The organism is Mesorhizobium sp. WSM3862 (assembly GCF_002294985.1).
GTDB lineage: Bacteria > Pseudomonadota > Alphaproteobacteria > Rhizobiales > Rhizobiaceae > Mesorhizobium.
This window is the reverse complement of the sequence record NZ_NSGE01000001.1, coordinates 777,876-798,260: the sequence shown is the minus strand read 5'-3', so window position 1 is coordinate 798,260 and position 20,385 is coordinate 777,876. Positions and strand designations below refer to the sequence as shown.

Genomic DNA, 20,385 nt, shown 5'->3' with positions numbered 1-20,385 from the left:
TCTGCCGCATAAGCATCGGATTTCCCGAAATGCGGTTTCCACTTTTCGGGCTCATGCTCTAGACCTGATTCACACCCTTTCCGGATTGCTGTTGGCGGGAGGCGCTGGTGGAAGGCCAGGACAGAGAGACGACCGGCGCCAGGACCGTCGAGGAAGGCGGCGCCGACATCTATGGCGAGGACGGCGCCGTCCGTTCTGCCTTCCTTGCGCAGATCGGCGCGGCCATCGCCGATCGCGACACGCTCATCTTAAAACGCGAAGTCGACGACTTGCATCAGTCGGAACTCGGCGATCTGCTGGAAGCACTCCATCCCGAGCAGCGCCGCGCGCTGGTCGAATTGCTTGGCTCGGATTTCGACTTTTCGGCGCTGACTGAGGTGGATGAGGCGATCCGGCTCGACATCGTCGACAATTTGCCAAACGAGCAGATCGCGCAGGCGGTGCAGGAACTCGATTCCGACGACGCCGTCTACATCCTGGAAGACCTCGACCAGGAGGACCAGGACGAGATCCTGTCGCAATTGCCGTTCACCGAGCGCATCCGGCTGCGGCGCGCTCTCGACTATCCGGAAGAGACGGCCGGCCGGCGCATGCAGACCGAGTTCGTCGCCGTGCCGCCGTTCTGGACCATCGGCCAGACGATCGACTACATGCGCGAGGACAAGAACCTTCCCGATCGCTTCAGCCAGATCTTCGTCATCGATCCGAGCTTCAAACTGCTCGGTGCCATCGATCTCGACCAGATCCTGCGCACCAAGCGCGCGGTGAAGGTCGAGGAGGTGATGCATGAAACGCGCCATGCCATCCCTGCCACCATGGACCAGGAAGAGGCGGCGCGGGAATTCGAGCAGTACGATCTGCTATCGGCCGCCGTGGTCGACGAGAACGAGCGTCTGGTCGGCGTGCTCACCATCGACGACGTGGTCGACGTCATCCAGCAGGAGGCAGAGGAGGACCTTCTGCGCATGGGCGGCGTCGGCGACGAAGAGCTATCCGACACCGTGCTTGCGACCTCGCGATCGCGTGTGCCGTGGCTGCTGGTCAATCTGGTCACGGCGTTTCTCGCGGCCTCGGTGATTGGCCTGTTCGACCAGACCATCGAGCATATCGTGGCGCTCGCGGTGCTGATGCCGATCGTTGCCGGCATGGGCGGCAATGCCGGCTCGCAGACGATGACCGTCACGGTGCGGGCGCTGGCGACCAGGGATCTGGACATCTACAACGCCGCCCGGATCATCCGCCGTGAGGTGGGAGTGGGCTTCATCAACGGCATCGTCTTTGCGGTGCTGATCGGCATGGTTGCTGGACTGTGGTTCCACGACCCCAACCTGGGGGGCATTATCGCGGCGGCGATGATCATCAACATGTTCGCGGCGGCCCTGGCAGGCATTCTCATCCCGCTGCTGCTCGACCGCTTCAAGATCGACCCGGCGGTAGCCTCCGCCGTCTTCGTCACGACGGTCACCGACTGCGTCGGCTTCTTTGCCTTCCTCGGATTGGCCACCTGGTGGTTTGGCGTTCCTTAAGACAGTGCTATAATTGACTTTTACGTAAATGCCGTGCGACGTTGCCCTAGGGTCAGATGCCGATTCCGGCACAGACGGGGTTGATTGGAGAAAGGGCGACGCTTCTGCGTGGCGACGCTTGGACGTTTGGGCGTGGGAGCGAGAATGCGGGAATATTACACGATCACCGAGCTGACGCGCGAATTCGACGTGTCGACCCGGACGTTGCGGTTCTATGAGGACGAGGGGCTGGTGCAGCCGATCCGGCGCGGGCGCACGCGGCTGTTTCGCCCGTCCGACCGGCATCTGATCCGCCAGATCATGCGCGGCAAGCGGCTCGGCTTCTCGATCGCCGAAATCCGCGAAATCATCCAGATGTACAAGGAACCGCCCGGCGAGGTCGGCCAGCTCAAGCTGATGATCAAGCGCATCGAGGAAAAGCGCGAGGACCTACGCCAGAAACGGCGCGACCTCGAGGAGACTCTTGCCGAGCTCGACCAGGCCGAGGAGTCCTGCGTGGAACGGTTGGCGGAGCTGGGTGTCAACACGTAGCCCGCTGACAGCCAAGGAATTCAGCTAGGTTAACTGTCGCAGACGTTCGAGATTGGCCGGAGCTTTCGAGCTTCGTGGCGGATGCTTCTGCTAAAGAGGTGCGGGGCCTGCTCGCACCCAGCAACCTTCATTGTCGATACAGCCTTAGATCCAGCGCCGGACCCGCTTGGCGTAATCGCGGTATTTCTTGCCGAACTTTGCCGCCAGTATCTTTTCCTCCTTCTCGATCGCCATTTTCTGCGTCGCGAAGGCAGCGAGGAAGGCGAACAGCAGGAACCATACGATGCCGGTGATGAAGGAGACGCCGATCAACAGCAGCGTATTGGCGAGATACATCGGGTTGCGGGTGATGCCGAAGGGCCCCGATGTCACCAGATGGTCGGGCTCGGCATTGGGATTGAGCGTCGTCCTGGCGCGCACCATGGAGCGGATCGCGGTAACCCAGAGCGCTGCCACGCCAAAGAGCGCTACCCAGCCGGCGCCGACGAGGATAGCGCCGAATATGTCTCCGATCCAGGGCAGCGGGTAGAGCATGCCGAGCACGACGCTCAGCGCGATCGCGACGACATAGATCACAGGCGGCCAGGGAATGATCCCGTGTCCGGGCTTTGCGATACCGGTCATTGCTGCCCTCCCTCCATTTCGTCCTCGGTCCCGGCGGTGCAGGTGCTCGCCAGATCGGCCAGATGCGATTTCCAGGCGCTGGACTGGTCGTTGCTGTAGAGCTTGTCGAGAGACGCTTCGCCCTTCAGCGTGTCCAGCATGCAGCCACAATAGCTGGAACAGAACTTGCTGTCCCGCTGCTGTTCGCACTGCGCCTGGCAAGCCGACAGGAAACCAGCGTCCTTGTCTTGTGGCGCGGCCGGCATCACCTGCGAGAACAGCCACACCGAGCCGAACAGAAGCGGCTGGTGGATGAGATAGAAGGCGAGGCTGTGCCGGCCGATGAAAGTCAGCGGGTTCGACCAGCGTCCGGGCATCCAGGTCGCCAGCCGGGCGAGAAGCCCGGATGCCGAAGCGAGCTTGACGACCGCGATGGCGGCAAGCACTGCGCCGAACCAGGGAAACAGCGGCACATAGTCGTTCGAGCGCGGGTTGGTCGGCGACAGCCCGACCCACCATAGCGCCGGATGGTCGAAGACTTCCGACCGCAGATAATAGGGCGCCGCAATCACGGCCGCGGCGACGATCGCCGTCAGCAATGTCGGCAGCCTGAGAAAAGCCAGGCCGAGCAGGCTTGCCAGCGCGATCTCGTGCAGGATGCCGAAGAAGATGAAGCCGTCCGGCGTGGCGATATAGGTGACGACCGAGATGGCGATCGCCGCAATCGCAACCATCGCAAAGCGCTTCCAGAAGCCAGGCCAACGGATATGGCGGCCATGTGCGAGGAACAGGCTGACACCGACCAGGAACAGAAAAGTCGAGGCGATGCAGCGGGCGTAGAGCTTCCACCAACCGAAGGCGGTGAGGCCCGGCGAGGTGTAGCCGAAGTTTTCGAGATCCCAGGTGAAATGATAGCTCGCCATCGCAATCAGCGCGATGCCGCGCAGGACGTCGATGGCGACGATGCGGCCGTGTTTCGGCGCGTCCTGAACGGCGTCGCCGGTCGTCTGAAGGGTCATTGATCTCGCAATCCGATTCAGTCGTGCCAAACGACTATCACGGTTCGGGCGAACAACAGAGGGTGGATCGGCTGTTGCGATTCCGGCGGCATGGCAAGCCGCTTAGGCCAGCGGCGGAAAGCCTTCGGCCGGCTTCGCTTTTCGGCCTCTCGGAGTCGGTTTCCTGCTACCGGTCCGCTACTGGTCCGGCCAGATTTGGCGAGCGATTCACTTTTCGGAGGGCCGATGTCCACCCATGTGCGCCATCCGATCTGGCTTCCGGCTCTCAGGCCCGCGGATGCGCGCACCTTCGCTTCGCTCTATGCGGTCGAATCCTTTGCTCGCGCCACCATCTCCAGCGTCATCCCGATCCAAGCCTACGAGATCCTGCACAATGAGCAGATCGTCTCGATCCTCTACACCATCGTGTCGCTGCTCGGGCTGTCGGTGACGCTGTTCATGCCGATGCTGATCCGCCGCTTCGCGCGGCGCTGGGTCTACACGGCCGGCTGCCTGATGCTGGCGATCGGCTCGGTGTTCTTCGTCACCCACACGCTGCCGGGACAACTCGCCGGGATGCTGTGCCGCGTCATGGGGGCGAGCGCGCTGTCCATCACACTTAACCTCTACATCATGGACCACATCCGCAAGACCGACTTCATGCAGGCGGAATCGCTGCGCATGGCTTGGTCGATGTTCGCCTGGACCGGCGGGCCGACGCTCGGCATTTTCCTCTATACGCGCTTCGGGATTTATGCCGCGCACGGCGCGGTCGTGGCTTTCGCGCTGGCGCTGCTGGCGTTGTTCTGGACCTATCGGCTGGGCGACAACCCTTCGATCCGTCCCGGCAAGAGCCGTCCGATCAACCCGCTCGCCAATATCGGCCGCTTCGTCGCGCAGCCGCGGTTGCGCCTCGCGTGGCTGATCGCCTTCGGGCGCTCGTGTTTCTGAACGACCTTCTTCGTCTATGGCCCGCTGTTCATGGTGATCACGGGCGAGGGCAAGCTTGCCGGCGGGCTGCTGGTTTCGGCCGGCAATGCGCTTCTGTTCATGGCGATCTTCTGGGGCAGGGCGGGAAAGCGCTTCGGCGGCCGTCGGACCATGGCTTTCGCCTATTTCGCCATGGCGGCGATGCTCTTCGTGGCCGGCGGCGTCGGCGCCGCCGCGCCGCTGCTCACCGCCGCCTTCCTGCTCGGCGGCGCCTTGTTCAGCATTGCGCTCGACGCGCTAGGCTCGACAGCCTTCATGCGCTCGGTGCGTTCCTATGAACGAGCGCAGATGGCGGCTGTCTACCGAACCTATCTCGATTTTTCCGAGCTGACGCCGCCGCTGGTCTATTCGGTGGTGCTGACCTTCTTCGGTCTCGGCTCGGTGTTCGTCACGCTCGGCCTGTTGGCCGCCTTCTGTGGCTTCTTCACCTGGCGCTATCTGCCGAAGTCGTTTTGATCGGGCTGCAACGCGGCATGGCGCCCACGCACCCACTCGTGGAAGCGGCGCAAATCGTACTCCTCGGGCATCAGCACGCCGGCCTGGTGGCGGATCGAGTGCAGGCCCTTCTGGTTGATCTCGCAGATCGCGGCGTCCTCCTCCAGCACCTGCGCGCCGAAGGCGACGATGTTGTCGATATCGGTTTGTGCCAGGGCATCGGGCGCGAACAGCCATTCGGCGGTGAGCTCCGTTTGCTCCGGCCCGAGCGGGGTCAACCGCACCGTGCGGACATAGTCGACATGGCCGACGATGAACATCGAGGGCAGCGAGGTAGCGTAGGTCTGGCCGGCGGCTCGCTCGGCCGGCGTCAGGTCGGCAAAGACCGGTCCATGGACGCGTCCGTCGCGCGACCAGGTCTCGGCGCCCGCGCGCAGGCCGCCGGAAAACTCCGGCGCATCATTATCCGCATAGCGCGCCCATTCCGGATCGTCATGCCTCGCGATCAGGCCGCGCCCATAGATCGGCACCAGCCGCGACAGGTCCTTGTGCACGCCCGGGCAATGCAGGCATTCGTTGAAGTTCTCCCAGAAGATTTTCCAGTTGCAGTTCATCACCTTGGTGAGCCGGTGCCCGGGGACGAGCGTCTCCAGCGGCCAATTCGAAAGATCGCGGGAGGCGGAGTCGAAGGAGGCTTCCGCCGAGCCATCGGGATCCTCTGCGAGATTGATGAAGACGAGGCCGCGCCACACTGACAGCGCCACCCCGTAGAGCGGATAATTGTCCTTGTCGAAGCCTTCGGGCAGCGATTTCGATGGGACACGGACGAGATCGCCGCGCAGCGAATAGGACCAGGCGTGGTAGGGGCAGGTGAGCAGCCTTGCCTTCAGCCGCCCTTCGCTTCCCTGGCAGAGCTGCGAGCCGCGATGCCGGCAGGTGTTGTGGAAGGCGCGCAAGCTCCCGGTCTCGTCGCGCAGCACGACGACCTCCTGCGAGCCGATACGCGCGGTTCGAAAGGCAAGAGGTTCCGCGAGATCGGCTTCGCGGCAAACCATGAGCCAGCTCCGATACCAGATCGCTTCGAGATCGAGCCGGTAAGCGTCGGCTTCCCGATAGGCGCTTGCAGGCAACGTCGGCTCGAGGCAGGTGAGGCCATTGTAGCGGCTGTGTTCGCTAGGATTTGGCTGCATGAGCGGCTCCCCTTGGCTGGCGACAGCCGACACCCGGGCAGGACCGTTGTCAATTGCGCGGCCATTGTCGCTTCCGGGTGCTGCCCTTAAGGTCACTTCGTAATCGCCTGCGGTTTCGCCGGCTGCCCAGGATTGCAAAGTATGCCTGCAAGAACGATGTCGCTGACCGTGGAACTGGTCGCCCGCTGTTTTCGCGCGGTCGATGACCCGGGGCCCGACCCGGATGCCGAGCATCTCGTGGACAGCGACTATGAAGCCATGCTGGATGCATTCGAGGCCGAGCTACCTGCAACCGAGCCTCTCTGGCTGTTCGGCTACGGCTCGCTGATCTGGAAACCGGAAATCGAGCATTTTGAGGAGCGCGTCGCCGTGGCTCGCGGCTGGCATCGCTCCTTCTGCATGAAGATGACGCGCTGGCGCGGCACCAAGCAAAGCCCCGGCCTGATGATGGCGCTGGATCGTGGCGGCCAATGCAAGGGCGTTGCTTTCCGCCTGAACGGTGGTGACCGCCGGCAGGCGTTGGACAGGCTTTTTCGCCGCGAGATGACGCTGAAGCCGACCAGCTACCGACCTCGCCTGCTGCAACTCGCAACCGACAAGGGACCGTTGAGAGCGCTTGCCTTCGTTATCAATCGCAAAGGCACGACCTATGCCGGCCCACTCAACGAAGACGAGGTGGTCGAAAGGCTGGCGACCTCGTGCGGCCACTGGGGTTCAGGCGCCGACTATCTCTACAACACCGTGAAGAACCTCGAACAGCGCGGTATTCACGACCGCCATTTGTGGCGATTGCAGCAGCTCGTTGCCGAGCGGATCGCCGGATCTTAGTCCGAAACCGGTGCCGCAATCACGCTGCGGCGTGACGGAATTTGGTTTGCCGGTCGCGACGATTCTGCCTATAGTCGATGGCGTCGTCGGTTCCGTTTTTGGAGCCAAGAGGGAATGCGGTGAGGGTGGAGTCTTTGCCCTAAGCCGTGGCTGCCCCCGCAACTGTGTGCGGTAGTCCTCTCCATAGAACCACTGAGGTTTGTCCTCGGGAAGGTGGGGAAGGGTGCGAATCCGCGAGCCAGGAGACCTGCCGGCGACAGGAAAGTTGACTTCGATGCCCTCGGGTGGAGGGCGAAAGGACAAGACATGAATACCGCTTCCGTCTCCCTCGGCGCCTCCGTCTCCTCGCAGTCGCGCATCATGCAGCTGGCTCTCGCCGCGCTGCTCGGCATTTTCGTCGTCGGTTTTGTCGGCTTCTCGCACATCGATGCAGTCCACAACGCTGCCCACGACTATCGTCACTCGATGGCTTTTCCCTGCCACTGACGAAGGCCCGATATCATGAATCTGTTTCGCAACGTCGTGTTCGTCGCGGCGATCGCAGGGCTCGTGGCGGGCATCGCGCTTGCCTGCATGCAGGCCTATGCGACCGTGCCGCTGATCCTCAAAGCGGAAGTCTATGAAAAGGCGGGCGGCGGTCATCACCACGACCATGCCGCCAACACTGGAACTAGCCCTGCCATGAGCTCGGCCGAACCGGTAGGCAATGCGATGAGCAGCGCCGTTCCTGCGTCGACGGAAGCGGCGGCTCCGACCGAGGACGAGGGCTGGGCTCCGGCCGACGGCTTCGAGCGCTTCGCCTTCAACGTTGTCGCCAACATCGTCACCGGCATCGGCTTCGCGCTGATCCTGGTCGCGGTCTCGGAATTCGCCGGTGGCATCGGCAGCTGGCGCCAGGGCGTGTTCTGGGGTCTTGCCGGCTTTGCGGTTTTCACGCTCGCGCCCGGCCTCGGCCTGCCGCCGGAACTGCCGGCCATGCCGGCGGCGGAACTTCTGCCGCGCCAGATCTGGTGGATTTCGACGGTGGCCGCAACCGCGGTCGGCCTTGGATTGATCGCCTTTCGCAAGTCGCTGCCCTTGGCAATTCTGGCGGTCGTGCTGATCGTCGCTCCGCACGTAGTCGGCGCGCCGCAGCCCGTCAGCTTCGAGACGGCGATTCCCGAGGGGCTGCACCATCAGTTCGTGGTGGCGGTGACCCTCACCGATCTGGTCTTCTGGCTGGTGCTCGGTGCGGCCGTCGGTGTGGTGCGCGGCCGCTTCACCGGTACGTCGACCAGCCTGCGCGACAGCTTTGCCTGATCGCGCGGAGGGCCATCTGACCTTCATCATCGGCGGTGCGCGCTCCGGCAAGAGCGCGCATGCCGAGTGCCTGGTGGCGGCAAGCCCGTCGCCTTGGGCCTATATCGCCACAGCGCAGGCCTATGACGAGGAGATGCGCGAGCGCATCGCGCTGCATCGCTCGCGCCGTGGCAAAGGCTGGGTCACCGTCGATGCTCCGCTCGACCTGGTCGCCGCGATCGAGGCCTTGCCCGATCACCAGCCTGTGCTGATCGATTGCCTGACATTGTGGCTGAGCAATCATATGCTGGCGGACCACGATATCGCGGCCGAGTGCCGGCGGCTCTCGGATGTGCTTTCGCAGCCGCGCGGACCGTGGTTTGTGGTATCCAACGAAGTCGGGCTCGGCATCGTGCCGGACAATGCGCTGGCGCGCCGGTTCCGCGACGCCGCAGGGCGGCTCAACCAGCAGGTCGCGGCTGTCGCCGACAGCGTGCTGATGATGGTGGCGGGGCTGCCGCTCAAGGTGAAGTGACATGGGCGAGATCAAAGACACGATCATCGACGACAAGGATGCCGAGCGCCATCGCGCGAAGATGGCCAAGCGCAAGGCGGTGCAGGATGCCGAGGTGGCCGGCAAGACGATCGAGAAGGGACTGCTCATCGTCAACACGGGGCCGGGCAAGGGCAAGACCACGGCTGCGTTCGGCCTGGCGCTGAGGATGCTCGGCTACGGCAAGCGCGTTGGCGTCATCCAATTCATCAAGGGCAAATGGCACACGGGCGAGAAGGATGCCTTCGCCGCTTTCGGCGATCGCGTCGTCTGGCACGCGATGGGCGAGGGCTTCACCTGGGAGACGCAGGACCTGAAGCGCGACATTGCCGCCGCCGAGGCTGCCTGGGCGAGGGCGCTCGAGCTGATTGCCGACCCGTCAATCAGCCTCGTGGTCCTCGACGAGCTCAACATCGCTCTGCGCTACGACTATCTCGAGCTGGAAAAGGTGGTCGCGGCGCTGAAGGCGCGTCGCGAGGGCTTGCATGTCGTCGTCACCGGCCGCAATGCCAAGCCGCTGCTGGTCGAGGCGGCCGATCTCGTCACCGAGATGGGGCAGACCAAGCACCATTTTGCGGCCGGCGTGAAGGCGCAGCAGGGGATTGAATTCTGAGGCGCCTTAGCCGCCGATCAAAATGGTCAGGTAGATCACCGTCGCCGACAGAATCGCGAACAGGCCGATCAGCAGCCCGTCGGCGACACGATAGAGTTCCAGCGCCTGCCTTATGTCGGTGCTTTCGGCCTCGCGCCTGCCGCCTTCGCCCATGAAGGCATCCTCGACGACCTCGCCGCCATAACTGCGCGGTCCGGCCAGGGCGAGCCCCAGCGCGCCGGCCATGGCGGCTTCCGGCCAGCCGGCATTGGGCGAACGGTGCTTCTTCGCGTCACGCCGCATGACCTGCCAGGCGTTGCGGGGGTCGGCGCCCTTGACGATGAAGGCCGCCAGCACAATCAGCAGGCCGGTGAGCCGCGATGCCGGCAGGTTGACCAGGTCGTCGAAGCGAGCGGCCGCCCGGCCGAAGGCCTGGTATTTCGGCGTGCGGTGGCCGATCATCGAATCGGCAGTGTTGGTGGCCTTGTACGCAGCACCCCCGGCCAAACCACCGACACCGGTCCATATGGCGGGCGCGACGATGCCATCGGAGAAATTCTCGGCCAGGCTTTCGATCGCGGCGCGGGCAACGCCCGCCCTGTCGAGCTTGTCCGGATCGCGGCCGACGATGCGCGAAACGGCGATGCGGCCGAGCGTCAGGCCACCGGTCTCCAGCGCATCGGCGACATCCTCGACATGCTCGGCGAGGCTCTTCTGCGACAGAAGCGAGGAGCTGAGAATGGCCGCGATGACCAGGCCGGACGGAAAGATCAGCCAGAGCAGGACATGCAGCGTCAGGCCGATGGCCGCCGGCACCAGCAGGATGACCAGAAGCGCCTGGACGCCGCGGCGGCGACGCAATTCGTCGGAATCGGTGGCGTGGTTGAGCCTGCGATCGAGAAAGGATATCAGCCTGCCGATCCAGGTTACCGGATGACCGATGGCGTTGAACAGCCAGTCCGGATAGCCAAGGGCACGTTCGATGGCGAGTGACAGGAAAGCGATCAGGATCGACATGAAGCTTCTAAGCGGAGCGGTTGCAGCGGTTGATCACGGCGGCAGCCTTGGCCGGGCAAGCGCTCTCTTTCCTCATGCGCCGCAGCCTTTCCTTGACCTCTCGACAGGTATCAATCCGCACTCCTATCCGCTTTTCGATCTGCCCGCCACCGCCCTGTCACGATTGCCCGAGCCAGGACGACTGCGCGAATTGGCCGAAATTGCGGCCAAGGCGTATGGCGCGCGGTCGGCGGCGCATGTCGTGGCCGCGCCCGGCACGCAGATCCTGTTGCCGCGGGTCGCTTCGCTGGTGAGGCCCGGCAAGGCACTGGTGCTGGGTCCAACCTATGCCGAGCATGCCAGGGTGGCCGCGATTGCAGGCCATGCGGTTGTGGAGGTGGGCGACTTCGACGCCTTGGCGGACGCTGACCTTGCGGTGCTGGTCAACCCGAACAATCCGGATGGGCGAGTGATCGAAAGGCACCGCCTGGTCGGCCTTGCTGCGCGGCTTCGCGCGAAGGGCGGCCTGCTGGTGGTCGACGAAGCCTTCATGGATGTCGGCCCGATTGAACACAGCCTGGCCGGCGATGTGGGCGAAGGCGGCATCGTAGTGCTGCGCTCCTTCGGCAAATTCTTCGGCCTTGCCGGCGTCAGGCTTGGTTTCGCGCTGGCCGACCAACTGACCGCCGAGCGGCTGGAGGCGCAGCTTGGACCATGGGCTGTCGCCGGTCCTGCACTTGAATACGGAATCCGCGCATTGGCGGACGCCGAGTGGCAGGATGACATGCGACAGGGCCTGGCAGCCGATGCCAAGCGCCTCGACGCGCTGCTCAGCCGATTCGGTATCGCGGTCGCCGGCGGCACCAGTTTGTTCCGCTATTTGTCTTTCTCTGATGCTGCCTCCCTGTTCTCCGCTCTTGGCGAACGCGGTATCCTGGTCCGTCATTTTGCCGATCGACCGCAGGTCTTGCGCGTCGGTCTGCCCGGCAGCGAAGAGGAGTGGCAGCGGCTGGAGAGCGCGCTTGCAGCGTGGGTCTCGCGGCGCGACGATGCGCCGAAGGAGTGCTGACGATGATCCATGTCTGTTCGCTGTCGAAGGTGGAGGAGACCGTTGCGAGAACCGGCGCGGAGCGCTTGCTGTCGCTGCTCGCTGACGGCACCGAGATGATCCGTCCGGCCTCGATACTGGCCGAAAACCATCTGCATCTCGTCATGCACGACATCGTCGCCGCGCAGGAAGGCATGACTATACCGGGCGAGGAGCATGTGCGCGCGCTGCTCGACTTCGCCTATCGCTGGGACAGGGCCAAACCGATGGTCGTGCACTGCTATGCCGGTATCAGCCGCTCGACGGCATCGGCCTATATTATCGCGGCGGCACTGGCGCCTAAACGCGACGAGGCGGAGCTGGCGAAGACGCTGCGCTTTCTCTCGCCGTCAGCGACGCCCAATCCAAGGCTGATTGCCGTTGCGGACATGTTGCTTGGACGAGAAGGCCGGATGATCGCGGCAGTCGAAGCAATCGGGCGCGGTGCAGACGCTTTTGAAGGGATTCCCTTCGAACTCAGCATTGGAGATTGAGCTCGCACTGTTCCGCTACGCCAGCCAGTCGGCAAGCCTCGCCTTACGCACATCCCTGGCCAGGGTGATGAAGCCATCGGCCTGATGCTCGGCCGTGAGCCGGCCTTTTTCGGCGGTGGCGATGCTGGCGTCGCCGACCACGCCGTTCGGATTGAGGTCGCTGGCGATCCAGGCGAAGGCGTGCGTTCCGGTGTGCCGCAGCAGGGCGAATTCCTTTTCGGCGCGACCGACATTGGAGACGAAATTGTCGGCGTTGCCCATATCGACGAGATCTGGCCGGAAATGCAGCATCAGCGAGGTCTCGACATCGCCGCCATGGATGCCGTGACGGTCCTCGAGCTCGGTATACATGCCGGAGGGACGGCCGAAGCGCTGCCAGCTCGTCTTCACCGCCAGCATCTTTGCGCGCACGCGCAATTCGCGCGTGACAATGCCCATGATCTCCTCGTTGCCGCCATGCGAGTTGACGACGATCAACTTTCTGACCCCAGCGCGGGCGACCGAGAGGCCAAGCTCGGTCCAGGCGTCGACCAAGGTGGTGGCCGGCAAGGTAAGCGTTCCCGGCGCATGCAGATGCTCGTTCGACTTGCCCACCGCCTGCACCGGCAGGATGCGGATGTCGAGGTGGTCGGGCAGGCGCGCAATCACCGTCTCCAGCATGCCCATCATGATCGAGGTGTCGGTCGAGACCGGAAGGTGAGGGCCATGCTGCTCGATCGCCGCCACCGGCAGAACGGCAATCGTCGCTTCCGCGTCGATCGAGGCGTATTCGGTCGTCCGATAGTCGCCCCACCACACACGTCTTGTCGTCACTGTCGTCTCCCGATGGTCTGCTGTTCGGCCCGAAGGTCTAAAGCGCCTGGCCATTCCGGGCAACAGCTAGCCTGCTGCCAGAACCTCCACCTCGACCTTGAATTCCGGGCGGGCAAAACCTGAAACGATCATCAGCGTCGAAGCGGGCGCCGGATCGGAAAACAGGCGATTGCGAACGTCCATATAGGCTTGCAGGTGCGCGCGATCGGTGACGAAGGCGTTGATGCGCACGACATCGTTCAGCGTCAGCCCGGCTTCGCTTAATATTGCGGCAATGTTCTTGAAGCAAAGCTCGGTTTGCGCGCCGGCATCCTCCGGGACGGCGTCATCCGGCGCGATGCCCAACTGACCCGAACATAGCACAAGGCGCTTTCCCGCTGGAATTTCAACGCCATGGCTATAACGGGCAAAGGGCGGCTTGATCGACTTGGGGGCGAGATAATTGAGCATGGCATTCTCCTGTCGGCAGGCAGACTAAGGCCGGATTCATGAAAGCTTCAAGATGCGGTGCATGCCGCCGGGCCGATTATGGACAGGCGTCCAAAAAATGGGCACGATGCCATTTGTACAGCATGACCCGTCCGGTCTCGGCAATGACTGCCGCGCAAGCAGGCGGCCCAAGGCGGTGGCATGTGTCTTGCTTCTTGAACCAATGGAGTGGAGCCCAGCGCGCAGCGCGCCGGAGCCAAGAGAGGGTGATGTTTATGTACGGAAAAGAAAAAATCCTGGCGGGTGCGATCGCGCTGCTTGCGGCCAGCACGCTGGGCGCTGCGGCCAACGAGAAGGTCACCTTTGGCACCAACTGGCTGGCCGAGCCGGAACATGGCGGCTACTACCAGGCGATCGCCGACGGCACCTACGCCGCCTGCGGCCTCGACGTCACCATCATGCAGGGCGGCCCGCAGGTCAGCGGCCGGCCGATGCTGCTGGCCGGCAAGATCGATTTCTACATGGGCGGTAACCTGCTCTCGGCCTTCGACGCCGTGCAGCAGGGCATCCCGATGCGCGTCGTCGCCGCCGACTTCCAGAAGGACCCGCAGGTCATCATGTCCCATCCGGGCGAAGGGCTGGACAAGTGGGAGGACCTGAAGAACGCCGACCAGTATATCCTCGGCGACGAGGGCGCGCAGACCTTCTTCCAGTGGATGGTGACCGATCTCGGCTTCGATGCCGCCAAGCGCGTGCCATACACCTTCAATCCGGCGCCCTTCATCGCCAACAAGAAGTCGATCCAGCAGGGCTATGTCACGTCGGAGCCCTTCGCGGTGCAGAAACAGGGCGGCTTCGTGCCGAACCAGTTCCTGCTCGCCGACAATGGCTGGGATACTTATGCCACGACCATCGAGGTGATGCAGGACACCATCGACAAGCGGCCGGAGGTGGTGCAGTGCTTCGTCGATGGCTCGGCCAAGGGCTGGTACAATTACCTCTACGGCGACAACAAGGCCGCCAACGAGATGATCAAGAAGGACAATCCGGACATGACGGATGAGCAGATCGCCTTCTCGATCGAACAGCTGAAGAAGTTCGGCATTGTCGATTCCGGCGATACCGAAAAGCTCGGCATCGGCGGCATGACCGAAGCGCGCATCCAGAGCTTCTACGACAAGATGGTCAAGGCCAAGGTCGCGCAGCCGGGCATCGACATCAAGAAGGCCTATACGCTCGCCTTCATCAACAAGGGGGTCGGGCGGGAGCTGAAGAAGTAAGGCAGCCTGCCTGAGATGATCCAAGAGAAAGTGGCGCAGGGGACGGTATCGGGTGAGAGCCCGATGCTGCTTTCCTTACGCAATGTCGGCAAGGTCTTTTCCAACGGCGTCCCGGCGCTGAGCAAGGTCGACCTGGCGATCCGCGAAGGCGATTTCCTCAGCCTGCTCGGGCCCTCGGGCTGCGGCAAGTCGACGGCGCTCAGGTTGATCGCCGGTCTGTCGACGCCGACCTCCGGCCAGTTGGACTGGCGCGGCTCGATCGACCGCTCGAATATCGGCTTCGTCTTCCAGGAACCGACGCTGCTGCCATGGGCCAGCGTCTTCGACAATGTCTGGCTGCCGCTCAGGCTGAAAGGCGTGTCGCGCGCGGAGGCCAAGCCCGCGGTGATGGAAATGCTGTCGCGCGTCCACCTCACCGGTTTCGAGAATGCCGTGCCGCGCGAGCTTTCCGGCGGCATGAAGATGCGTGTCTCGATCGCACGGGCTATGGTGACCAAGCCGCGCATTCTTCTGATGGACGAGCCCTTCGCGGCGCTCGACGAGATTACCCGCTTCAAGCTCAACAACGATCTTCTCGAGCTTTGGCAGGACGAGCGGTTTACCGTCGTCTTCGTCACCCACAGCGTCTTCGAAAGCGTGTTCCTCTCCAGCCGTGTCGTCGTCATGGCGGCACGACCGGGCCGCGTCCACGGCGAGCTTGCAATCGAAGCGCCTTATCCGCGCGACGAGGCATTCCGGACTTCGCCCGACTATGCGGCGCTCTGCCGGCAGGCCTCGGACGTGCTGGTCAATGCCATCAACTCAACCGCCGGACCTCATCATGACGGCCATTGAAGACAATGCCCTGAAGCTCGACCCCGAAGAGGCGCGCCGCGTCCGCCAGGAGCGGCTGGAGCGGATTGGCAAATGGGTTCTGCCGCTGGCAATCATGGTGCTTGCGATCTGGCTGTGGGATCGCATCTGCGTCTGGAACGGGATCCCGCAATACATCCTGCCGCGCCCGGGCGTGGTTCTGCAGACGCTGCATGACGATGCCGGGCTGTTGTTCTCTTCGCTGCTGGTGACGCTCAGGATCACCTTCCTCAGTCTGCTGCTTGCCGTCATCGGCGGCGTCGGGCTGGCGGTGCTGTTCGCGCAGTCGAAATGGGTGGAGATGTCGTTCTTCCCCTTCGCCATCGTGCTGCAGGTGACGCCGATCGTGGCGATCTTTCCGCTGATCAACATCTACATCAACAACCAAACGACCAAGCTCCTGCTCTGTGCCTGGATCGTCGCCTTCTTCCCGATCCTCTCCAACACCACGCTCGGGCTGAACTCGGTCGACCGCAACCTGCGCGATTTGTTCAAGCTCAACGGAGCAACCCGCTGGCAGCAATTGCGCTATCTGCGCCTGCCGGCGGCGATGCCCTATTTCCTCGGTGGGCTGAAGATCGCCGGCGGCCTGTCGCTGATCGGCGCCGTGGTGGCCGAGTTCGTCGCCGGCGCGCAGGGGCAATCGTCCGGGCTTGCCTCGCGCATCATCGAGGCGGGCTACCGGCTCAATGCTCCCAGGCTGTTCGCGGCGCTGATCCTGATCTCGCTCACCGGCATCCTGATCTTCCTGGTGCTGTCGCTGGTGTCGCATCTCATCCTGCGCCGCTGGCACGAGAGCGCGCTGAAGCAGGAGCGCTAGGGTGCCTGAATGTTGATCCCAGCCTCTGGTCGTTACCAGCTCGCCAACGTCCGCGTTCATCAATCGCTGACGCCGGGCCTTGCCGCAAGCTTCGATGCCGATGGTTTTGCGCTTGCCGACATTGCCGTCGCCGACGGCAAGATTGCTAGCATCATTGCGCACGGCAAAGCCGAGCCGCCATTCGACGCAATCGACCTTGGCGGCCGCATCGTGCTGCCCTGCTTCGTCGACTGCCATACGCATATCGACAAGGGCCATATCTGGCCGCGCAAGCCAAATCCCGACGGCACATTCATGGGCGCGCTCAACGCAACTGGCGCCGACCGCGCCGCTCGCTGGACCGCGGAGGACGTGGCGAGTCGCATGGATTTCTCGCTGCGCTCAGCTTACGCGCACGGCACCAAGGCCTTGCGCACGCATCTCGACAGCGTGGCGCCACAAGAGGAAATTTCCTGGCCGGTGTTCGAGACGATGCGGGAAAAATGGCGAGGCCGGATCGAGCTGCAGGCCGCCTGTCTGCTTGGCATCGAAGGCGTGCGCGACAAGGCCTGGTTCGAGCGTCTGGCAAAACGCGTCGCCGCGGCCAAGGGCGTGCTCGGCGTGGTCACTTACATGGTGCCCGACCTCGAGGAACTGCTCGACAAGGTGTTCGCTGAAGCCATAAAGCACGGGCTGGACCTCGATTTCCATGCCGACGAGACCGACGATGTCGCGGCCGTCTCGCTGAAGAAGATCGCCGAAGCTTCGCTGTGGAACGGTTTTGACGGCAATATCCTGATCGGCCATTGCTGCTCGCTGGCGCGCCAGCCCGATCTCGAGGTTCTCGACACGCTGGACAAGGTGGCGAAGGCCGGATTGGCCGTAGTGTCGCTGCCGATGTGCAACCTCTATCTGCAGGACCGGCGCAACAACCACACCACGCCGCGCTGGCGCGGCGTGACGCTGCTGCACGAGATGAATGCACGCGGCATCAAAGTGGCTGTCGCTTCCGACAACACGCGCGACCCGTTCTACGCCTATGGCGACCTCGATATGCTGGAGGTCTATCGCATGGCGACACGGATCCTGCACCTCGACCACCCTGTCGGTGACTGGCCGAAAGCGATAGCGGCGACGCCGGCCGAGGTGATGCGGCTGGAAGGTGTCGGCACTCTCGCCGCCGGCGGCACCGCCGACTTCGTCGTCTTCAAGGGACGCAGCTGGACCGAATTGCTGTCGCGGCCCGAATCGGATCGCATCGTGGTGCGCGAGGGCAGGGCGATCGAGCGCCGGCTGCCCGACTATGCTGAACTCGACGAATTGATGGTGTGATGATGGATATCGCAGCGCTGAAGCGCGATCTCGAAGGCCTCAAGATCGACGACCATCCGGCCATCGTCCAGCAGAAGAGCCGCGACTTCTACTGGTACAGCCCCGTCCTCAAACAACAGCTCGATCATGTCACCGGTGACCTGATCGTGACGCCGAAGAACGAGGACGAGGTGATCCGCGTTTTGGCTGCCTGCCACCGGCACGGCGTTCCAGTCACACCGCGCGGCAGCGGCACCGGGAATTACGGACAGGCGATGCCGCTGTCAGGAGGCGTGGTGCTCAACCTCGCCGAAATGAATGAAGTGAAGGCGATCGCGCCGGGCCGCGTGGTGACCGGGCCCGGAGCGGTTCTGGCCGACATCGATCGCGCCGCGCGGGCACATTCCGCGCAGGAACTGCGCATGTCGCCCTCCACCTACAACACCGCCTCCATCGGCGGCTTCGTCGCCGGCGGCTCGGGCGGTGTCGGCTCGATCCGCTGGGGCGGATTGCGCGATCTCGGCAATGTGATCCGGCTGCGGACCGTGACGATGGAGGCGGAGCCGCGCGTCATGGACCTCTCGGGCGAGGACGTGCTCAAGGTCATGCATGCCTATGGCACCAACGGCATCATCACCGAGGTTGAGATGCCGCTGACGGCGTCCTACGATTGGGTCGATGTCATCGTCGGCTTCGACGATTTCATGGGTGCCGCGGGCTTCGGCAACGACCTCGCCGAGCAGGACGGCATATTGGCGAAGCTGATCACGCCGATCGCGGCACCCATTCCTTACGATTATTTCAAGCGACACCAGAAGTTCTTCCGGCGCGAGCAGAGCATCGTGGTGTGCATGATCGCGCCGCACGCGATGGATGGCTTCCTCGCGTTCGTCCGGGCCAGCAAAGGCGAAATCGTCTTCCGGGCCGACCAGGAGACCGACCTCAAGGGATTGCCGCCGGCCTACGAGCTGACCTGGAACCACACGACGCTGCGCGCCATCAGGGTCGATCCGACGATCACCTATCTGCAGGCGCGCTATCCGTCGCCGGACCATCTCGCGCACGTCAAGGCGATGGTCGACCGTTTCGGCGACGAGGTGCCGGCCCATCTCGAATTCATCCGCTTCGACGGCGCGATCGGCGCCGCCGGGCTGCCGCTGGTCCGCTTCACCACGGAAGAAAGGCTCGACGAGATCATCCGTATCCACGAAGACAATGGCTGCTGGATCTTCAACCCGCATCGCTACACGCTGGAAGAGGGCGGCATGAAGCAGACCGACGAGGTTCAGCTTGCCTTCAAGCGCGAGACCGATCCGCAAGGATTGCTCAACCCCGGCAAGATGATTGCCTGGGAGAATCCGGGCTATGACTATCGCTCCGGCAAGCCGTTCCTGTTCAAGGGGCTGCAAAGGGCGAGGTGATCGCGATGAGCGCCCGGCGCTGCACCCACCTCTGGCCTGTCGCCTTTGGCGACATCTCCCCCACAAGGGAGGAGATGTGGCATGGGACAACAGGGGTTTGTCGAGCTGACCTGCGGGATCCACTCCCGTGAACATCCTCGTGCTCTACGCACATCCGGTGGAGACCAGCTTCAACGCCGGACTGCATCGGACGATCGTCGAGCGGCTCGGCGCGGCGGGCCACACGATCGACGACTGCGACCTCTATGCCGAGGACTTCGATCCGGGGATGACGTGCGCAGAGCGGCTCGGCTATCACGATCAGCGCGGGCCGAACGACGCGGTCGCCGGTTACATCGCAAGGCTTCAGAAGGCGGAAGCGTTGGTGCTGTCGTTTCCGGTCTGGAATTACGGCTATCCGGCGATCCTGAAGGGCTTCTTCGACCGCGTCTTCCTGCCCGGCGTATCGTTCAAGCTGGTCGACGGCAAGGTTCGGCCGACGCTGCACAACATCCGCAAGCTCGCCGCCATCACCACCTATGGCGGCAGTCGTTTTCGCGCCATGCTGATGGGCGATCCGCCGCGCAGAATGGTGACGCGCACGCTGCGGGCCACCATCAAGCCAGGCGCTCCCGTCTCTTACCTCGCACACTATTCGATGAACCTTTCGACGGATCAGACGCGCAAGGCCTTCATGGCGAAGGTGGCCGCGAGCATGGATCAATTCTGATGCGCGTGCTGGTGGTCTATTGCCATCCGGTGCCGGAGAGCTATTGCGCCGCGATCCGCGACATGGCGATAGAGGTGCTGACGCGACGAGGCTGGGACGTGCGGCTGCTCGATCTCTATGCCGAGAAGTTCAATCCGGTGATGAGCTGCGAAGAGCGGCGCTCCTACAACGAGCGCGCGCCTGAGGATCCCGCGCTCAGGCCGCATTTCGAGCATCTGCAATGGGCCGAGGCGATCCTCTTCATCTACCCCACCTGGTGGTACGGATTGCCGGCGATGCTGAAGGGCTGGTTCGATCGCGTGTGGGCGACCGACATCGCCTTCAAGCTGCCGCGCGGCAAAGGCCGGATCCAATCGCTGATGACCCATGTGACCAAGGTCGGCGTCATCACCACCTGTGGCGCGCCGACCTGGTGGAGCGTCGTTGTCGGCCAGCCCGGCCGCAAGACGATCCTGCGCGGCATGCGTGCCATCTGCGCACCCCGCTGCAAGACGTTCTTCCTGGCGCACTACCTGATGGATTCCTCGACGCCGAAGAGCCGGACGGCGTTTCTGGCGAAGGTAAGGGCGAGGCTGGAAAACTTTTGAGGATAGCTCTCTTCTCCCCCGTTCAACGGGGAGAAGATGGCGGCAGCCAGATGAGGGGCGGCGCCAAATTACAAAGGTGAGGC

General features: G+C 63.5%; 22 protein-coding genes, 1 pseudogene and 1 riboswitch. Of the genes and pseudogenes, 17 read left to right on the top strand and 6 right to left on the bottom strand.

What is annotated here, in order from left to right; genetic code table 11:
• Positions 1 to 107 precede the first annotated feature (107 nt).
• Positions 108 to 1,526, top strand: coding sequence for a magnesium transporter (gene mgtE / locus CK224_RS03975; RefSeq protein WP_067329211.1), 1,419 nt, complete (start codon positions 108 to 110; stop codon positions 1,524 to 1,526).
• 144 nt (positions 1,527 to 1,670) lie between these two features.
• Positions 1,671 to 2,057 carry a MerR family DNA-binding transcriptional regulator gene (locus CK224_RS03970; RefSeq protein WP_040969921.1) on the top strand — a complete coding sequence of 129 codons (387 nt, stop codon included), beginning with the start codon at positions 1,671 to 1,673 and terminating at the stop codon, positions 2,055 to 2,057.
• Between the two features lie 144 nt (positions 2,058 to 2,201).
• Here the strand turns inward: CK224_RS03970 and CK224_RS03965 are convergent, their stop codons facing one another.
• Together CK224_RS03965 and CK224_RS03960 are read right to left on the bottom strand one after the other, a co-directional pair.
• Entirely contained in the window at positions 2,202 to 2,681 is a 480-nt protein-coding gene (locus tag CK224_RS03965) for an isoprenylcysteine carboxylmethyltransferase family protein (protein WP_066999543.1), read from the bottom strand.
• Positions 2,678 to 3,679 (bottom strand): DUF1624 domain-containing protein, encoded by a 1,002-nt coding sequence (locus CK224_RS03960; protein WP_095780835.1) that lies wholly within the window; start codon positions 3,677 to 3,679, stop codon positions 2,678 to 2,680. The genes CK224_RS03965 and CK224_RS03960 overlap by 4 nt, the downstream gene beginning before the upstream one ends.
• Before the next feature lie 225 nt (positions 3,680 to 3,904).
• On the opposite strand from CK224_RS03960, the pseudogene CK224_RS32445 reads away from it, so the two are divergent.
• Positions 3,905 to 5,104 (top strand): annotated as a pseudogene (locus CK224_RS32445) (MFS transporter).
• Here CK224_RS32445 and CK224_RS03950 read toward each other — a convergent pair.
• Complete coding sequence (locus tag CK224_RS03950) at positions 5,083 to 6,273, bottom strand: aromatic ring-hydroxylating dioxygenase subunit alpha (RefSeq protein WP_095780834.1); 1,191 nt, start codon at positions 6,271 to 6,273, stop codon at positions 5,083 to 5,085. The pseudogene CK224_RS32445 and the gene CK224_RS03950 sit on opposite strands and share 22 nt — an antisense overlap.
• Positions 6,274 to 6,414: 141 nt before the next feature.
• Here CK224_RS03950 and CK224_RS03945 point away from each other — a divergent pair, with 141 nt between their 5' ends.
• The 5 genes from CK224_RS03945 to cobO all read left to right on the top strand — a co-directional run bounded on the left by CK224_RS03945 (position 6,415) and on the right by cobO (position 9,545).
• Positions 6,415 to 7,101, top strand: a complete 687-nt coding sequence (locus tag CK224_RS03945; protein WP_095780833.1) for a gamma-glutamylcyclotransferase — start codon at positions 6,415 to 6,417, stop codon at positions 7,099 to 7,101.
• Positions 7,102 to 7,171: 70 nt separating this feature from the next.
• Positions 7,172 to 7,371, top strand: a riboswitch (cobalamin riboswitch).
• Between the two features lie 36 nt (positions 7,372 to 7,407).
• Positions 7,408 to 7,587 (top strand): CbtB domain-containing protein, encoded by a 180-nt coding sequence (locus CK224_RS03940; RefSeq protein ID WP_095780832.1) that lies wholly within the window; start codon positions 7,408 to 7,410, stop codon positions 7,585 to 7,587.
• 15 nt (positions 7,588 to 7,602) lie between these two features.
• Positions 7,603 to 8,400 carry a CbtA family protein gene (locus tag CK224_RS03935; protein ID WP_095780831.1) on the top strand — a complete coding sequence of 266 codons (798 nt, stop codon included), beginning with the start codon at positions 7,603 to 7,605 and terminating at the stop codon, positions 8,398 to 8,400.
• On the top strand, positions 8,393 to 8,914 hold the full coding sequence (gene cobU, locus CK224_RS03930; protein WP_095780830.1) for a bifunctional adenosylcobinamide kinase/adenosylcobinamide-phosphate guanylyltransferase: 522 nt from the start codon (positions 8,393 to 8,395) through the stop codon (positions 8,912 to 8,914). The genes CK224_RS03935 and cobU overlap by 8 nt, the downstream gene beginning before the upstream one ends.
• A 1-nt stretch (position 8,915) precedes the next feature.
• The gene (gene cobO / locus CK224_RS03925; protein ID WP_095778518.1) at positions 8,916 to 9,545 is read left to right on the top strand and encodes a cob(I)yrinic acid a,c-diamide adenosyltransferase; all 630 of its coding nucleotides are present in this window, start codon (positions 8,916 to 8,918) and stop codon (positions 9,543 to 9,545) included.
• Positions 9,546 to 9,551: 6 nt separating this feature from the next.
• Here the strand turns inward: cobO and cbiB are convergent, their stop codons facing one another.
• A complete protein-coding gene (gene cbiB, locus CK224_RS03920; protein ID WP_095780829.1) occupies positions 9,552 to 10,541 on the bottom strand; it encodes an adenosylcobinamide-phosphate synthase CbiB in 990 nt (329 codons plus the stop codon).
• On the opposite strand from cbiB, the gene cobD reads away from it, so the two are divergent.
• Both cobD and CK224_RS03910 read left to right on the top strand, forming a co-directional pair.
• Positions 10,540 to 11,589: a threonine-phosphate decarboxylase CobD gene (gene cobD, locus CK224_RS03915; RefSeq protein WP_095780828.1), complete on the top strand. Its 1,050-nt coding sequence runs from the start codon at positions 10,540 to 10,542 to the stop codon at positions 11,587 to 11,589. The two genes, cbiB and cobD, sit on opposite strands and share 2 nt — an antisense overlap.
• 2 nt (positions 11,590 to 11,591) lie before the next feature.
• Complete coding sequence (locus CK224_RS03910) at positions 11,592 to 12,101, top strand: tyrosine phosphatase family protein (RefSeq protein ID WP_095778515.1); 510 nt, start codon at positions 11,592 to 11,594, stop codon at positions 12,099 to 12,101.
• Positions 12,102 to 12,116: 15 nt separating this feature from the next.
• Here the strand turns inward: CK224_RS03910 and CK224_RS03905 are convergent, their stop codons facing one another.
• Both CK224_RS03905 and CK224_RS03900 read right to left on the bottom strand, forming a co-directional pair.
• On the bottom strand, positions 12,117 to 12,914 hold the full coding sequence (locus tag CK224_RS03905) for a creatininase family protein (protein ID WP_095780827.1): 798 nt from the start codon (positions 12,912 to 12,914) through the stop codon (positions 12,117 to 12,119).
• Positions 12,915 to 12,980: 66 nt separating this feature from the next.
• Complete coding sequence (locus tag CK224_RS03900; RefSeq protein ID WP_067329236.1) at positions 12,981 to 13,364, bottom strand: RidA family protein; 384 nt, start codon at positions 13,362 to 13,364, stop codon at positions 12,981 to 12,983.
• A gap of 254 nt (positions 13,365 to 13,618) precedes the next feature.
• Here CK224_RS03900 and CK224_RS03895 point away from each other — a divergent pair, with 254 nt between their 5' ends.
• The 7 genes from CK224_RS03895 (at position 13,619) to CK224_RS03865 (ending at position 20,302) form a co-directional block, all read left to right on the top strand.
• On the top strand, positions 13,619 to 14,623 hold the full coding sequence (locus tag CK224_RS03895; RefSeq protein ID WP_095780826.1) for an ABC transporter substrate-binding protein: 1,005 nt from the start codon (positions 13,619 to 13,621) through the stop codon (positions 14,621 to 14,623).
• A gap of 15 nt (positions 14,624 to 14,638) precedes the next feature.
• Complete coding sequence (locus CK224_RS03890; RefSeq protein ID WP_095780825.1) at positions 14,639 to 15,457, top strand: ABC transporter ATP-binding protein; 819 nt, start codon at positions 14,639 to 14,641, stop codon at positions 15,455 to 15,457.
• On the top strand, positions 15,444 to 16,295 hold the full coding sequence (locus CK224_RS03885; protein WP_095778512.1) for an ABC transporter permease: 852 nt from the start codon (positions 15,444 to 15,446) through the stop codon (positions 16,293 to 16,295). The genes CK224_RS03890 and CK224_RS03885 overlap by 14 nt, the downstream gene beginning before the upstream one ends.
• Before the next feature lie 12 nt (positions 16,296 to 16,307).
• Entirely contained in the window at positions 16,308 to 17,606 is a 1,299-nt protein-coding gene (locus CK224_RS03880) for a cytosine deaminase (RefSeq protein WP_095780912.1), read from the top strand.
• A gap of 2 nt (positions 17,607 to 17,608) precedes the next feature.
• Positions 17,609 to 19,006, top strand: a complete 1,398-nt coding sequence (locus tag CK224_RS03875) for an FAD-binding oxidoreductase (RefSeq protein ID WP_095780824.1) — start codon at positions 17,609 to 17,611, stop codon at positions 19,004 to 19,006.
• 127 nt (positions 19,007 to 19,133) lie between these two features.
• Positions 19,134 to 19,715, top strand: coding sequence for an NAD(P)H-dependent oxidoreductase (locus tag CK224_RS03870; RefSeq protein WP_095780823.1), 582 nt, complete (start codon positions 19,134 to 19,136; stop codon positions 19,713 to 19,715).
• Positions 19,715 to 20,302, top strand: coding sequence for an NAD(P)H-dependent oxidoreductase (locus CK224_RS03865; protein WP_066999596.1), 588 nt, complete (start codon positions 19,715 to 19,717; stop codon positions 20,300 to 20,302). The genes CK224_RS03870 and CK224_RS03865 overlap by 1 nt, the downstream gene beginning before the upstream one ends.
• The last annotated feature ends 83 nt before the right edge of the window (positions 20,303 to 20,385 follow it).

What these genes read in the sequence shown, in the direction of transcription:
- cobO (WP_095778518.1), top strand. Translation starts at nt 8,916, where the DNA reads ATGGGCGAGATCAAAGACACGATCATCGACGACAAGGATGCCGAGCGC.
- CK224_RS03970 (WP_040969921.1), top strand. Translation starts at nt 1,671, where the DNA reads ATGCGGGAATATTACACGATCACCGAGCTGACGCGCGAATTCGACGTG.
- cobD (WP_095780828.1), top strand. Translation starts at nt 10,540, where the DNA reads ATGAAGCTTCTAAGCGGAGCGGTTGCAGCGGTTGATCACGGCGGCAGC.
- CK224_RS03950 (WP_095780834.1), bottom strand. Translation starts at nt 6,273, where the DNA reads ATGCAGCCAAATCCTAGCGAACACAGCCGCTACAATGGCCTCACCTGC.
- CK224_RS03935 (WP_095780831.1), top strand. Translation starts at nt 7,603, where the DNA reads ATGAATCTGTTTCGCAACGTCGTGTTCGTCGCGGCGATCGCAGGGCTC.
- CK224_RS03875 (WP_095780824.1), top strand. Translation starts at nt 17,609, where the DNA reads ATGGATATCGCAGCGCTGAAGCGCGATCTCGAAGGCCTCAAGATCGAC.
- CK224_RS03890 (WP_095780825.1), top strand. Translation starts at nt 14,639, where the DNA reads ATGATCCAAGAGAAAGTGGCGCAGGGGACGGTATCGGGTGAGAGCCCG.
- CK224_RS03900 (WP_067329236.1), bottom strand. Translation starts at nt 13,364, where the DNA reads ATGCTCAATTATCTCGCCCCCAAGTCGATCAAGCCGCCCTTTGCCCGT.
- CK224_RS03940 (WP_095780832.1), top strand. Translation starts at nt 7,408, where the DNA reads ATGAATACCGCTTCCGTCTCCCTCGGCGCCTCCGTCTCCTCGCAGTCG.
- CK224_RS03910 (WP_095778515.1), top strand. Translation starts at nt 11,592, where the DNA reads ATGATCCATGTCTGTTCGCTGTCGAAGGTGGAGGAGACCGTTGCGAGA.
- CK224_RS03885 (WP_095778512.1), top strand. Translation starts at nt 15,444, where the DNA reads ATGACGGCCATTGAAGACAATGCCCTGAAGCTCGACCCCGAAGAGGCG.
- CK224_RS03895 (WP_095780826.1), top strand. Translation starts at nt 13,619, where the DNA reads ATGTACGGAAAAGAAAAAATCCTGGCGGGTGCGATCGCGCTGCTTGCG.
- CK224_RS03965 (WP_066999543.1), bottom strand. Translation starts at nt 2,681, where the DNA reads ATGACCGGTATCGCAAAGCCCGGACACGGGATCATTCCCTGGCCGCCT.
- cbiB (WP_095780829.1), bottom strand. Translation starts at nt 10,541, where the DNA reads ATGTCGATCCTGATCGCTTTCCTGTCACTCGCCATCGAACGTGCCCTT.
- CK224_RS03945 (WP_095780833.1), top strand. Translation starts at nt 6,415, where the DNA reads ATGCCTGCAAGAACGATGTCGCTGACCGTGGAACTGGTCGCCCGCTGT.
- CK224_RS03865 (WP_066999596.1), top strand. Translation starts at nt 19,715, where the DNA reads ATGCGCGTGCTGGTGGTCTATTGCCATCCGGTGCCGGAGAGCTATTGC.
- CK224_RS03960 (WP_095780835.1), bottom strand. Translation starts at nt 3,679, where the DNA reads ATGACCCTTCAGACGACCGGCGACGCCGTTCAGGACGCGCCGAAACAC.